The 12561-nt window shown below is 65.1% G+C and carries 7 protein-coding genes and 2 pseudogenes; 5 read left to right on the top strand and 4 right to left on the bottom strand.

The window, feature by feature from the left end:
- Nucleotides 1–72: 72 nt before the first annotated feature.
- Nucleotides 73–819 carry an SH3 domain-containing protein gene (locus tag N4261_RS00100; protein ID WP_261758171.1) on the bottom strand — a complete coding sequence of 249 codons (747 nt, stop codon included), beginning with the start codon at nt 817–819 and terminating at the stop codon, nt 73–75.
- Between the two features lie 321 nt (nt 820–1140).
- On the opposite strand from N4261_RS00100, the gene N4261_RS00095 reads away from it, so the two are divergent.
- Complete coding sequence (locus N4261_RS00095; RefSeq protein ID WP_261758170.1) at nt 1141–3288, top strand: metallophosphoesterase family protein; 2148 nt, start codon at nt 1141–1143, stop codon at nt 3286–3288.
- Nucleotides 3289–3576: 288 nt separating this feature from the next.
- Nucleotides 3577–3786 (top strand): annotated as a pseudogene (locus N4261_RS26125) (ABC transporter transmembrane domain-containing protein); the annotation flags it as partial.
- A 56-nt stretch (nt 3787–3842) separates the two neighbouring features.
- Here N4261_RS26125 and N4261_RS00085 read toward each other — a convergent pair.
- Nucleotides 3843–3998 (bottom strand): annotated as a pseudogene (locus tag N4261_RS00085) (transposase); the annotation flags it as partial.
- 230 nt (nt 3999–4228) lie between these two features.
- On the opposite strand from N4261_RS00085, the gene N4261_RS00080 reads away from it, so the two are divergent.
- Together N4261_RS00080 and N4261_RS00075 are read left to right on the top strand one after the other, a co-directional pair.
- Nucleotides 4229–6223: a DUF4832 domain-containing protein gene (locus N4261_RS00080; RefSeq protein WP_261758169.1), complete on the top strand. Its 1995-nt coding sequence runs from the start codon at nt 4229–4231 to the stop codon at nt 6221–6223.
- Between the two features lie 229 nt (nt 6224–6452).
- Nucleotides 6453–6734, top strand: a complete 282-nt coding sequence (locus N4261_RS00075; protein ID WP_261758168.1) for a hypothetical protein — start codon at nt 6453–6455, stop codon at nt 6732–6734.
- A 364-nt stretch (nt 6735–7098) separates the two neighbouring features.
- On the opposite strand, the gene N4261_RS00070 is transcribed toward N4261_RS00075, so the two are convergent.
- Nucleotides 7099–7755, bottom strand: a complete 657-nt coding sequence (locus tag N4261_RS00070; RefSeq protein ID WP_261758167.1) for a response regulator transcription factor — start codon at nt 7753–7755, stop codon at nt 7099–7101.
- 236 nt (nt 7756–7991) lie between these two features.
- On the opposite strand from N4261_RS00070, the gene N4261_RS00065 reads away from it, so the two are divergent.
- Nucleotides 7992–10583, top strand: coding sequence for an ATP-binding protein (locus N4261_RS00065; RefSeq protein ID WP_261758166.1), 2592 nt, complete (start codon nt 7992–7994; stop codon nt 10581–10583).
- A gap of 35 nt (nt 10584–10618) precedes the next feature.
- Here N4261_RS00065 and N4261_RS00060 read toward each other — a convergent pair whose 3' ends face one another.
- On the bottom strand, nt 10619–12364 hold the full coding sequence (locus tag N4261_RS00060; RefSeq protein WP_261758165.1) for an MFS transporter: 1746 nt from the start codon (nt 12362–12364) through the stop codon (nt 10619–10621).
- Nucleotides 12365–12561 lie beyond the last annotated feature (197 nt).

Genomic DNA, 12561 nt, shown 5'->3' with positions numbered 1-12561 from the left:
GGGGCGTCGAACGCGGCCGACACCGGCTCTACCCACCCAGGCCCTGTTGCGCTGATCCGTGTGGCAGCGCGGTCAGGGCTGGGTGTCGACGTCGCTGTCGCTGGCGAGGCCGTCGCAGCTGGTTTCCTGGATCGCGCAGATCCGGTTTACCCAGGCCCGGAAGCGGCCGGCCGGCAGACCGGCGCGCGCGCCGGCGTCGACCTTCAGCGAGCTTCGATGCTTGGAGGGGACGCGCTGATCGACGAACTCCACCTGAGCCCACTTGCCGGTGCAGTCGGCGAGGCGTCCGGCCTCGATGAGGACGTCGCTGTCGAAGGTCTCGTTGTCGCCGACCCGCAGCACGGCTTTTGCTTTCAGGTTCGGCTGCGCACGACCGACGTCGGCCTGTGACTTCACGGTCAGCTTGTTGCCGCTGACCCAGCCTTCGCCCGCGTACATCGGACGCGCGGGGCGGTCGGTCAAGACCTCGTTGTCTGTGGCGTTGCGGATCAGGAACCAGCCGTTGCGCGCGCCGAGGACCTCGACCTCGACGCGCACGCCGTCGTTCATCGACGGCTCGACGAAGGTGGGGGGCAGCTTGCCGATGACCTTGGCGGTGGCGTTCGGCGCTGCGCGGACATTGAGTCCGGCGGGATCGGTCTCAGCGACGAAGGCACCGAAGCTGCAGGTGCTGGCGACCGGTTCGGCAGCCGCAGTGGGCGATGACGGCTGCACTTGGTCGCTGAGGCCTGCGCAGCTTGCCAGCGTGGCGAAGCTGGCGGTCGCGAGCAGCAGGGCGGCGTTGCGCAGGCGGTGGTCAGTAGCCATCGACGAGGACATGGTGGAACGACGAGATCCGGCCCATGGAAGCGAGGAGGCGCGGATAGATATCGTTGGGGATGGTCTGGCAGCCGGCGGATCAGGTGTTGCCCGACGCCTGCGTGCCGCCGCGGTGAATGTACATCGTCGTGCCGACGGTGGTTGGGTCGATGCGGTTGGGGTCGAGGGCGTTGAAGCGGCCGTCGCCGTCGGCAAAGTAGCAGCGCCGATGCCGAACTGGCAGCGCAGGGTATGGGTGTCATGTGGGCGACGCCGCATTGTCACGGCCACGTCACCCCGGCCGCCGACCATGCGCGCTTTCCATTCGGTAAGCGTTTTCCTATGCTCTCCACCCCTCGCCTGGCCGCACTGACGGCCCTGGCTGCTGCCTCGCTGGCCGGCTGCAACAGTGACACCAAGAGCAGCGAGCCGAGTGCCCCGCCCGCCGCGTTTTCGACGCCCGTGGCGTTCATGACCGATGTGCATTTCGAAGACGTCTACGGTGATTTCAAGACCACCGCCTACACCGGCATCCCGACTGCGGACGGCAAGAACGCGACCATCCGCACGATGTATGCGCAGCTGACCTCGACGCGCCTGTTCAACGAGAACTACTTTGCCTTCCGTGCCGCGCTGGACGACGCCTTCGCCAAGGGCGTGCGGCTGGTCGCGCTGCCGGGCGACTTCTCGGACGATGCGCAGCCGGTCAACATCGACGGCATTGCGGCGATCCTCAAGGAGTACCAGGCCAAAGGCATGCGCTTTTTCATTGCGCCGGGCAATCACGATCCCAACGAGCCGTATGACGACGACGAAGCCGGCAAGAACGATTTCCTGACCCGCGAGGGCAAGGAGCAGAAGGTTTATGCGACCGGCAATGCCGGCTGCAAGTCGGGTGATCCGGCGGTGGCTTGCACCGATCAGCTCAAGGAACTGGGCTATGACGCCCTGATCGCCAAACTGGCAGACTTCGGCTACATGCCGCAGGCCGGCGACCTGCATTGGGAAACGCCGTTCAGCCGTTATCCGGATGGCAAGTACTCATTGGCCGAGGCCCAGAAGAGCGCCACCGCCGCCAACCGCCAGTTCGAGCTTTGCGCCGAAGGTGAAGGCGGCGCGTACAAGGCGGCCGGTGAGTCGGCGCTGGGCAAGCCCTACACGAAGTGCAGCACCGTGATGGACGCCAGCTACCTGGTGGAGCCGGTCAAGGGTGTGTGGCTGCTGAGCATCGACGCCAACGTCTACCTGCCCAATGCCCGGTTCGATCCGTCCAATCCCAAGAACTTCAAGGGATTCGACGGCGCCGGCAATGCGGGCTGGAACAAGGTGCTGACACACAAGCGCCACCTGATGGAATGGATCCAGTCGGTCAGCGCGCGGGCGAAGGCCCAGGGCAAACAGCTCATGGCGTTCTCGCATTACCCGACCATGGACTTCTACGCCAACCAGACGAATGCGATGAAGGCGGTCTTCAAGTCGGGCGCCTTCCAGACGGCGCGTGTGCCCGAGGCGGCCACGGCGGCGGCAGTGGCGGCCACCGGCCTGCGTCTGCACATCGGCGGCCATATGCATTTCAACGGGACGAACGACATCACCGATGCGTCGGGCAATTACCTGGTGAATGTGCAGTCGCCGTCGCTGGCGGTGTATGGCGCGGCGTACAAGATCGTCACCTACCAGGCGGCCGACACGGTCGATGTGCAGACCATTGCCGTCAACAACGTGCCGCGGTTCAAGGAGCTGTTCCCCCATTACGAGACGGAATACAAGTACCTGCAATCGAGCGCCGTCCCGGCCGACGTGGCCAAGCGCTGGAACCGCGCGGTGCTGGACACCACCAGCTACGGTGACTTCACGCGCTTTTATTTCGGTGAACTTTCGCGGCTGCGCTTCATGGACGAATACTGGCCGTGCGAGATGAAGGAAGCCGCCACCAGCCTGAACCTGGCGCAGATGCTGACGATGTCGCAGCTGCAGACGTCGGTCACCATCGCGCAGCTCAAGGACCAGACGGGCGTGATCCCGCTGACAGCCACCTGCTATGCCGCCGACGCGTCCGCGGGTGCGCCTGCGCCGGCTGGACAACTCGCGGCCGACTGGGCCACGGCCACCGCCAAGGCACGGCAACTCGCCACGGCAGCCGGCGTGGATTTCGACGCCATGGCCAAGGTCAGCGCCTATGAGTTCCACGGTGATTTCCACCGCACGGTCTACGCGGGCGAGCTTTCCCTGCGCGACATGGGTGCCGAGCGCGTCAAGCAGTACAAGCTGCTGATGAGCGCCTTCCCGGCCGCTCCGGTCAAGCCGGTCAAGATCGGCGACAAGCTGTCTGACCAGAACGCCGTGCAGGTGGCGTTCCAGGATCAGTTCAAGCAGGTGTTCTCGATCCTGAAGGGGCTGGGCTCGGGCAAGCCGAGTGGCCACTTCGTGATTGATTTCAAGGCCAAGACGCTGACCAACGCGGAGAGCGGATCGCCGAGCTTTAACTGAGCGGCGGTGGAGCCGCCGCCGGGTGCGTGGGGCCGCGTCCTTGCAAGGATGGCGGTTCCCCACCCTGGACTGCGCGATGGCTGCTTCCATCGCGAGCGCGAACGCTGCCTCGGGAGGGGCCGCGTTCCGCGCTGGCTTCATCGCATAGGGCGGTTGCTCAAGGCGAGCGGGAGGTCGGTGAAAGAACCTGCATCTCGCAGACGCGTTGACCGCTAGGGCTCAGTCTCGCCCTAGGGGCAGCGCCCTCCCCGAATCGATAGCCGGCAAGCCCATCGCCACAGAGACCTGATGTCGCGCCGCCGTTGTGGCCACCAGAAATGCAAGCGCGTGGAGCACGGCGTAAGCGACCGTAACGTCCTCACGCTGGTGCTCGACGTGCAGTTCTCGGTGGTTTTCATTGCCGTGATGTTCAGCTACAGGGCCACATTGACGTGGATCGTCCTGATCGCCCTGCCGCTGTACGTACTGCTCAGCCTGCTGATCGGGCCGGTGCTGCGGGGCCGCCTGGACGAAAAATCTGCGCGCGGGGCCGAAAACCAGAGCCTGCTGGTGGAGACCCACTTGTACAGGCTGTGTGCCGACACCCGGATCCGGGCTGCGACCTCTGCGACCGAGTACCCACCCTCGGTCACCTGCTTGACTGCTTCTTCCTTGAGTTCCGGGGTAAACCTCGGTGTGCCTACTGACTGCCTCCGATGCTCAAAGGACAGGGACAGGTTGTCTGCCCGACTAAGGGCAGTCCAACCGTCGCCGCGGCAGCCTGACTTAAACCAACTGGCCCCCGCGGAATCCCGGGGCGGTTCATAACAAACATCACGCCGTGTTACCTCGCTGCGTCGTAAGCCGCATTGCACCGCCGACCTAGACTCCACGGAACTAAAAGCGCGGCGCCCACCCGGCCCGTGCGCTGAAACACTCCAGCCACCTTCCAGGATCCGCGATGCGCATCACCACCCCTTGCCCCTTGCCGCCGAACGTATCACCGGCCAAGCGCACGCTCCCGTTCGTCGCAGGATGCCTCAGCGCCGGCCTGCTCGCGCTCTCACCGGCCTTCGCGACCGCCGCGCCCCTCGTCTCCCAACCTTCAGCCACTTGCCTGGAAGCAAAGATCGACACCTGGGACATCCGCCTGTCGAAATGCAGCGCAAGCTCCCTGCAGGACTTCGCCTTCGTCCCGACCAGCACCAACAGCAGCACGTTCACGCTCAAGAACACCCAAGCCGGGCTGTGCGTCGCCGCGACGGCCGCCCGGAACAACGCGTTCGTCGAGCTCGCCGAATGCAAGTCCAGCCAGTCGCTGCAGCGCTTCCAGCGCACCCCGCTCTCAGGCGGCGCCACAGCGCAATTCAAACTGGCTGGCAACAACCTTTGCCTGACCGCGCCAGCGCAAGTCGGCGCCGTGGGCTTCGCACTTGCCACGTGCAGTACCACCAACGCACGTCAAGCTTGGCGGTTGAACGCCCCCACACCGGCTCCTGGGCCTGCTCCAACTCCGGCGCCCGCGCCATCCCCGGCACCAACGCCCGCGCCGGCACCAACCCCAACGCCAGCGCCGGCACCAGCACCAGCACCAACGCCAGCCCCAGCCCCAGCCCCAGCCCCGACACCAGCACCCTCGGCCGTCGAAACCGACTTCACCGTCAGCACCGCCGAGATCCCCAACCCGGACCGCGGCATGTACGTGTGGGCCGCTGACAACCTGCTGCAGTGGACTCAGGACGACGCCAATGCGCAGTTCAAGGCAGGCTACCGCCTCATATATGCACCGGTGAGGCTGGACGCCTACGCCAGCACCACCTTGCCGGCATCCCTGCTCACGCAGCTCAGTGACGGCTTCGCCAAGGCAAGGCGCGCGGGCCTGAAGCTCGTGCCGCGCTTCCTCTATAACTACCCGGCAAACGAAACCGAGTACCGCAACGTGAAGGACGCCCCTCTCGACCGCGTGCTCGGCCACATTGACCAGCTCAAACCGGTGTTGGCCGCCAACGCCGACGTGATCGCCTACCTGCAGGCCGGATTCGTCGGCGCCTGGGGCGAATGGCACACCTCGTCCAACAACCTCACAGCCACCGGCCCACGTACGCAGATCCGCGATGCCCTGCTGGCCGCTCTGCCAGCCGACAAGTTCCTGCAGCTCCGCTACCCCGCCTACCTGATGCAGTGGGCGCCGCAGACGCCCAGCTGGCGCGATGGCTCCTCAGCCTCCCGCGTCGGCGTACACAACGACTGCTTCCTCGCCTCGACGACCGACGTCGGCACCTACAGCGAGAACGCCACCACGCGCCAGAAGGAGCGCGACTACGTCGCCGCCCTCGGCACCGTGGCGCCGTTCGGAGGCGAAACCTGCAACCCCGCGGATGAGAACAACCCCACGCCGCGCACCACGTGTGACGACATCCTGCGCGAAGGCCAGCAGTACGGGCTGACCTACCTCAACAACAGCTACTACCGCGAGCTGTTCCACTCCCGCTGGGAGGCACAAGGCTGCATGGCCGAGGTGAAGCGCCGGATGGGCTATCGCTTCGAGCTGGCGACCCTGCGGCACACCAATGCGCTGTCCTCAGGCCAGTCCGGCGACCTTGTGATCACCGTCCGGAACACTGGCTGGGCACGCGCCTTCAACCCGCGTTCGGTCGAACTGGTGCTCAAGCACCGCACGACCGGCGCCGTGATCCGCATCGCGCTGCCGACCATCGATCCGCGCACCTGGCTGCCCAACAACATCAGCAGAGCATCGGCCCGGTTCACGGTGCCGACCGGCACGCCGACAGGTGCTTACGACGTTTTGCTCGCACTCCCGGATAGTGCGGCATCGCTGCGCAGCGACGTGCGCTACAGCGTGCGGCCGGCCAACGCGGATAACGCCGCGAAGGCGCAGTCCTGGGACGCGAGCCTCGGAGCCTTTCGTTCTGGAACGGTCCTCACGGTGCGCTGATGGCCGTCTGCGCGTCCGGCCGTCGTCTCTTGACGCCTGTAGCCAGCCGCCGCTTGGCACCCATTGATGAGGCAGCCGTTCGCCAACCCGGCTGGCCTTGTGCGGGGGCCACTGTGTGAGCGGCTTTCGAGTGCGCGTGGCTCGAATCCGTTCGACTTGGTCGACTGGACAAGCCTCATGATCGCGGCCGCACGTTCTGGTTCTCGATCCAGTTGTCATCGATGGTCAGGTGTCGGTCATCGACATACCGTGTGAGGGCCGCCCGCCGTTTGGGGCGCTGAGATGTCCAACCAACCCGTGGCGAATCAAGCGGCGCGACGCGTCACTGCAGGCGCTGCAGGCGCTGCAGGAGATGCTCGACGAAGTCGATGGGGAGCTGCTGGTTTCCGTCGACATCCCCATCTCGCCAGTAGCAAAAAAGCCCTTGATTCGTGATGAATCAAGGGCTTATTCCATGTGCGCTGGTAGACGGTCCAGCGATATCGAGGCTTTGCAGACAGGTTTTTCGTGAGCTGTCCGACTAAAACCGTGCCCTTACAACCGTGAGGGGTCACGAATATAGCTGGACGGCCCATTCATGTGGATCAAGCGCTGTCCAGCTATTTATTGGTGACCATTCGCCACAGTTTGACGAATTGCCTCGACATTCTTCGCCTATTGAGCGGAGAACGCTGGACGATCTCTGACAGCACGATCCGTCTCTCTTGCACGCTACCAGCCTTACCCAGGAATGTTCGACGAATTCGCGCTGTGTGTATTGACCCAGCAAGCCCTGCTCTGGTCAAGCTGCTAATGCAAACGCCTCACCCGGGGGCTCATGTTCAGCGCCTAGTGCGGACCCCGTTGGTTGTAAAAGTGAATCCACCGAGACAGGCTCAGTCCCGGTGGTGGGGTGCACCAATCAGGCCGCGCTCCCGGCCGATGCTGGCCGCCTGCGTGCGGGTCCGCGCCCCGAGCTTGCTGAGGATGGACTTCATATGGGCCTTCACGGTGCCGGCGGTGATCTTGAGGACCAGCGCCGCCGCCTTGTTGCTTCTTCCGAATGCAACAAGTGTGAGCACTTCGCGTTCGCGCTCGGTCAGACGGCAGCGCCCCATGCTGGCTGCCACCCGCTGCGCCGCCAGGGCGCTGAGGTAGCAAGATCCCCCTGCGAGTTGCCGCACGCCGGTCAACAGTTCCTGCGGGTCGCAGCCCATTTCCAGGTAGCCTTCCACCCCGGCCTCCAAGGCGCTGCGCACGTCGTGTTCACGGTCATTGCCGGTCAGCACGAGCACCCGCGCCCCGTCTGAACCGCGCTTGCCGTACGGGCGCACCAGAGCGCCGCCGCGGCGCTGTGCGAGGTGCAGCCCGCGGTCGTAATCGGTCACCACCACCTCGGCCTCAGTGATTTTCACCGTGGGGGCACTGGTGCTTGATTCGTCAAGTACTTCAATGTCCGGATGGCGGGAGAACACCGTCTTCAGGCCGATCGCAACGACGGGGTCTCGATGGGCGACGCGAACGCGGATGCGGTGGAACTGGTCGGAAAACATGGCGCCTCTCTTTGCACAAACTTCATTGCGGTCATGTCGCGATGTAGCCCAAAGCTTAGAGGTAGCCCACCCGCCGGACCATCGTGCCTTGGTATAGGGGGCCACCTGCCTGCCCCATTTGGTGATTTGCGCGCAGGCGCCGCCCTGAATCTGGCTCAGACACGTGGTGGATGCCCAGTTCGCCGGTGCCGACCATGCTTGTAGGAAAATGCATCTTTGCAAGGCGGCACAGAGGTATGCACGAAAGTCCAACGGGCGCGCCCGCGCCCGCCAGTATCGAACCGGCAGGAAACCGCATCTGTTTCGGCGCCCACGAGTTGCGCCTCGATACCCGCCAACTACTGAGCGCAGGTCAGGCGGTGAGCCTTGGTACCCGGTCGTTTGATCTCCTGGTAGCCCTGATCGAGCGCCGGGGGCGAGTGGTGTCCAAGCGCGAGTTGATGTCGCTCGTCTGGCCCAGCACGGTGGTGGAGGAAGCCAACCTGCGCGTTTGCATGAGCGCGGTCCGAAAGATCCTGGGGCCCGACGTCATCGCCACCATTCCTGGGCGTGGCTACCAGTTCACCGCCCGTGTCGCGAACGCCACGGCCCACAACGCCCAAGAGGTAGAACCGGGCCCGGCGCCCGCGTCGGCGCTTCAACTGCTGGGCCGGGAGGCCTTGTTTGCGCAACTGCATGCGGCCTTCGAAGAAGCGCGATTGCTCACGCTCATTGGCCCGGCAGGAGCCGGGAAGACAAGTCTCGCGCGCGAACTTCAGGCCGGCGGCATGCATCGGAACGGCGTCCCTCGGCCCATCTACTGGGTGGAACTTGCAGCACTCGCCGACGGGGAATTGCTTGCCGCCAGCATCGCTCAGGCTTGCGGAGTGACGCTGGGCGACGATGGTGGACACAGGGATCTGACAGCGGCGCTCCGGTCCTCGCACGCCCTGGTGATCCTGGACAACGCAGAGCACCTGGTGGACGCTGTTGCGACGGTGGCTCATGCGCTGCTTGATGCCTGTTCGCATCTCCGTCTGTTGGTCACGAGCCAGGTGCGCCTGAAGCTGTCGGGGGAAGTGGCGCTGCAGGTGCCGGCGCTGGAAGTGGCAAGTGCCGGTACGCCGTTCGAGGAAGCCTTGAAAACTCCGGCACAAGCGCTGTTCATGCGTCATTGCTGGCAGGCGGGCCGATCCCTGGTAGCCGATCAGCAGACGCTTGATCTGGTGGCAGACATCTGCAGCCGGCTTGATGGCCTGCCGTTGGCTATCGAATACGCGGCAGCTGCGGTTCCCGTTCTCGGCTTGCGGGGCGTGGCCTCGTCGCTGGAGTCGCGGCGTTTGTCTTTGAGCGCCAATCGGCGGGACGCACCGCAGCGTCACCGCAATCTCCGCACCGCGCTGTCCTGGAGCGTCTCCCTGCTCTCGCCACTGGAACAGTTGGTTTTCCGCCGTCTGGGTGTGTTTGCCGGCAGCTGCTCCGCCGAACTGTTTGATGCAGTGGTCAACCTCGAAGGGGCCGATCCGTGGAGCTTGATGGAAGCGCTGTCGGAGCTGATTGACCGGTCGTTGGTTGTGGCTCCCGGCGACTTGTCGCCCCGGTATCGGCTGCTCGAGACCTCGCGCTCCTTCGCGATGGAGCAACTCCAGGAGCGTAACGAAATGACGGACCTGCGTGCAAGACACGCACTTGCCGTGGAACGCATGTTCACTAGGGCCAGGGCCGCCGCCCTTGCGGGCCACATCGCCGTGGATGAAGCCATCGACTCGATGCAGCCTGACATCGACAACGCACGCGCAGCGCTTCAATGGGCATTGGCGCGCGACGACGATATGGCGTTGAGTCTGAGTGCCAGCCTGGCCTTCGTGCTCCGGCGTGCTGGCGGGGACCCAGAAGCCAGACGGCATCTGCTGCTCACCGAGCCACTGGCGGAGCGCTGTCCAGAGGCGGCGCTCCGAAGCGGTTGGTTACGTGAAGCGATCTACCACTGGACCATGACCGACCTTTCCAGGGCCAGCCGCTGGATCAACGTCGCCGAGCTCGGCTACCGGGAACTCGGGGACGAAGCAGGCTTGATGGAGACCTTGGCTCTACGCGCGTTTGTCCTCAATCGTGCTCAAGGTGACGAGCTGCTGATCAACGCCCTGCTGGACGAGATCCTCAGGTTGGATGGGCCGCAGTTTCCGGCTCAGCTGCGTGTGTTCTGTGCCGCTGCAGTGATGTATTGCTCCCTCCGCCTGGGTCGCACTCAGGACTTCGCCTGGGCGGCGGGTCTGGCCGGCCGATGCTCGGCAGGCGACACCTTTGGGCATGCGAGCCTTGTTTGCGCGCTGATGGGCACCTACCTGACACAGGGACAGGCCGCCCAAGCCGTTGAACTGGGAGAAACGCTCTATGCGCAGCTGAGCCAGAGCCGCTTCAAGCGCGCGATCTATTGGGCGCCCATCAGTCTCGTGCGGGCGTACCTTGCGGCGGACAGGCTTGATTGCGCGCTTGCCCTGGCGAGCGACTGCTTCAAGGAAGACGCCTGCAGTGACACGTTGCATGCTTGGGTAGATGCCCTGGCCTACCTCGCCTGCCTTGCCGGACAACATGAATGCGGCGCCCGCATGATCGGCTATGGGGATGCCCACTACCAGGCGACCGGGGGGCACCGGCTGACCGCACAGATGTACTTCCGAGAAAAGGCCATCGCACTTGCTCGGGAGCAGATGGGCCAAGCGCACTACGCGCAGGCCCATGAGGCCGGCGGATGGTGGGCCGACCTCGACATGCAACGCGCGGGCCTGCAAGTCATTGCGACTCCGCGCACAGGCGCTGACTGTGCTGCGACCGGTGTGTCTGAGTAGACCCCGATGCAAACGGGCTGGGCAAGCGCCCTAACTCAGGCGTCGGCCCCCACGCTCACCGGGCGTTGACCACGACCTTGCGTTAGTTGCGGCCGGCGCGTGAGCGCCGACAGCCATCCTGCTGCCAGGAGCGGAACCGCGTAGAGATAGACGTCCAGCGCCAAACCTGGAACACCTGCAAGGCCTTGCATCCCACCGGCACTGCTACCTGCGAAGCGGCGCAGCTCCATGGCCAGCAGTGCCAGCCCCAGCCAGCGCGACCTTCGCAATACGGTGCTGTCGCCGAGCAGCGGCGTACCCGCGAACAGAAACAGTGCCGCGCAGACGAAGACCAAACTGAAGAAGGTATTGGCGATGGGCAGCAGCGCGCCGAGCTGAGCACTCGCGTGCCACGCCGGCAGCCACGCCAGGCACCCGACTCCCAGCGCCAGCGCCAGCTTGCGCGCCCGTCCGGCTGCCCCGCCATCGCCAGTCACCTCTGCATCGATGGTCCGGGGCGTGCTCACGAACGCCAGCGGCAGCAGACACAGCAGGCCGGCGACGACGTCGACGGTCATGGTGACCGGATAGCCCCACGCTTCAATGGCCACACCCTGCCATGTGGCGCTCAGCGCAGTCGCAACGTTCGCCAGGGCCGCATACGCGGCGAACTGGGTGGCGGCGGTCCTTGGATCGGTGACGTCCATGAAGATCGCGGACCGAGTGCTCAGCACCAGCCCTTGGAACGCCGCATAGAAGAAACAGGCCACCAGGAACGCGGCGATGAGGGACGCGGGCGCAGCCGAGGTGCCCGCCGGGCGCGGCATGACCCATCCATAGCCCTGCATCTCCCAGGCGAGCCAGCCGACCGGCAGACTCGTCAGCGCAATGAAGGTGGCCATGGCGCGGCGCCGCCCCCAGCGGTCGGACAACCACCCGCCCAGCACGCACGTGGCCACGCTCACGACGGTGCCCAAGATCTGAAGCAGGCCGATCTGGTCGTCCTTCAGGCCAAATTCGACTGCAAGATTGGACTGCAGCGTCAGCCCCAGGCACATCGCACCCATAGGCAGCAGCGCGAAGAGCATGCCGGCGAACGCGCCTCGTGTGCTGAGCAGGGAACGAAACGACATCACCGCACTGTCATGCAGCGCGGTGACCGCCGCGCTCAAGCGGGAGCCGGCCAGCGCGGCCGGCGCATCGGCCGGCGCCTCCTTCATCGGCAACGCGATGAAGAGGGTGACCAGGAGGATCGCTGCGGCAACGAAGAGGAAAGTCGGCTGAAACCCCGTAAAGCCGCTCAGGAACAGCACGCCGCCCCCGCCAATCGCCTGACCGAGCGTCGCACCAGCCAGCATCGCTCCGCTCGCCACTCCGCGCTCGCTCTGCGCAAGCGTGGAACAGGCCAAGGCGTCTATCGCGACGTCCTGCAGGGCGCCGAAGCAGTTATGAATCAGCAGGACGGCGCTGAACAGGCTCAGCTGCGTCGGCAAATCGATGAACATCAGCGGGATCAGCGTCAAGGCCATCATCACCTGCGAGGCCAGTATCCAGCCTCGGCGCCGCCCCAGGCCCTTGATCGCGAAGGTATCGATGAGGGGACCAAACGCCCACTTGAGCGCCCACGGCAGCAGCAACGCACCGACGAAGGCGCCGATCTCGGCGGCCCCTGCTCCTTGCCGCCGCAGCTGGGTGACCACAGCGGTCACGGCGAAGCCCAGTGGCAAGCCCTCCGCGAGGTAGAGGAAGAAGAAGGCACTCACGCGGCCGTTTCGCGTGGCCAGCCAGTTCAGGGATCGCATGTGCAGGAAATTCCAGCGGCACGCTATGGTGGGGGTGCCGATCAGCTTCGTTTCGTGGCCGACGACCGATCGCCGGTCAAGGCAGGCGAGTGTCGAAACGACGAGCGTTTTACGCCAGTAAAGCGTTGAAAATACTTGCAGGCTGCGTGCCGAGCTGCGGATCCCGCACTCTCTGTAACCTTCGTTGGGGGGCCATG

It is taken from the genome of Roseateles amylovorans (assembly GCF_025398155.2).
Classification (GTDB): domain Bacteria; phylum Pseudomonadota; class Gammaproteobacteria; order Burkholderiales; family Burkholderiaceae_C; genus Roseateles; species Roseateles amylovorans.
This window is presented reverse-complemented; position numbering and strand designations above follow the sequence as displayed.

Bases quoted from the DNA above. Each gene is read 5' to 3' on its own strand.
- N4261_RS00100 (WP_261758171.1), bottom strand. From the start codon at position 819: ATGTCCTCGTCGATGGCTACTGACCACCGCCTGCGCAACGCCGCCCTG.
- N4261_RS00095 (WP_261758170.1), top strand. From the start codon at position 1,141: ATGCTCTCCACCCCTCGCCTGGCCGCACTGACGGCCCTGGCTGCTGCC.
- N4261_RS00080 (WP_261758169.1), top strand. From the start codon at position 4,229: ATGCGCATCACCACCCCTTGCCCCTTGCCGCCGAACGTATCACCGGCC.
- N4261_RS00070 (WP_261758167.1), bottom strand. From the start codon at position 7,755: ATGTTTTCCGACCAGTTCCACCGCATCCGCGTTCGCGTCGCCCATCGA.
- N4261_RS00065 (WP_261758166.1), top strand. From the start codon at position 7,992: ATGCACGAAAGTCCAACGGGCGCGCCCGCGCCCGCCAGTATCGAACCG.
- N4261_RS00060 (WP_261758165.1), bottom strand. From the start codon at position 12,364: ATGCGATCCCTGAACTGGCTGGCCACGCGAAACGGCCGCGTGAGTGCC.